2 protein-coding genes are annotated in these 919 nt (G+C 65.9%); both read right to left on the bottom strand.

The features are described 5' to 3' along the window. Nucleotides 1-195 (bottom strand): polymorphic toxin type 15 domain-containing protein (locus WX88_RS26735; RefSeq protein WP_046247493.1); only part of this gene is annotated, 195 nt, incomplete at its 3' end. Next, nucleotides 155-673, bottom strand: coding sequence for a type VI secretion system tube protein TssD (gene tssD / locus WX88_RS26740; RefSeq protein ID WP_046247494.1), 519 nt, complete (start codon nucleotides 671-673; stop codon nucleotides 155-157). The genes tssD and WX88_RS26735, both read right to left, overlap by 41 nt. Nucleotides 674-919: the final 246 nt, after the last annotated feature.

The following is a 919-nucleotide window of genomic DNA, read 5'->3' on the forward strand; positions in this document are numbered from 1 at the left end:
GTCGGGCTTGGTCTTTTTGCGGTTCTGGTAGGCATCGCGGTTGGCAATGAACTCAGCCACGGTGAGCCGGTTCATCCCCTGCTGCTGGCCCGTGAGCTGGCGCACGTACTCGCCCCGGTTCAGGGCAGGCTTGTGTTTGGTGGCGCCTTTGACCTCAAACGGCGGGTCGGCCGTGATGCGGGGCAGGTGCGGCACCCCGTCGGGGCCCACCACGAAGGGTCGGGCGGCAGCCGCGCATCACGGCCACGGGCGGCGTGCCGTGGTCCCGTGCGGGTGGGACCACGAAGGCCGTCGCGGGCCCGCCCGCATTGAAGGCGAGCTTGGGGGCGGCGATGCTTACGTGGCATACATAGGACCCTTCGGCGGCATTACCCGATTCGAACGTTTCCTGATAGTCCACGCAGTGGCCCGCTTCCCAGCTCACGGTTTCGCGGGGCGGGCCGCCCTGGACATCGTAGAACACCACGTGCCCGGCCAGGGGCCGATGGGGTGTGGCGGCCCAGTCGGGCAGGAAATCGTCGGCTGGCACGTCGGCCACCGCGTCGAGGCGGCCGTGGCGCACGCGCTCAACTGGGCGGCCCCGCTCGCCGGTGGCCTGCTGCACCCCATAGGTGCAGTAGCGCAGTGGGTAGACGTGGCCTGCCACGCGCAATTCGGCGTAGAAAGAAGCCATGTGTAGATAGCGGTGAAAAGGAGGGGCAAAGCTACGCTGCCGCGCCGCAGAAGAAAAAATGATTGTATAGGAATACTGCTTACCTTACGGTCGCATTTTACTAATCCCATATCTCTCATGCCCGGTACCTACTCCCTAACCGACCTCACGACCTAGGCCATCTGCGCCGCGGCCCTGCTCCCCTTGCGCCTGCGCCGCGACGAAGCCGCCGCCGAAGTGAGCGCCATCACCTTTGCCCTCCAGGTA

Source organism: Hymenobacter terrenus (assembly GCF_000972495.1).
GTDB classification, from domain to species: Bacteria; Bacteroidota; Bacteroidia; order Cytophagales; family Hymenobacteraceae; genus Hymenobacter; species Hymenobacter terrenus.

Bases quoted from the DNA above. Each gene is read 5' to 3' on its own strand.
- tssD (WP_046247494.1), bottom strand. From the start codon at position 673: ATGGCTTCTTTCTACGCCGAATTGCGCGTGGCAGGCCACGTCTACCCA.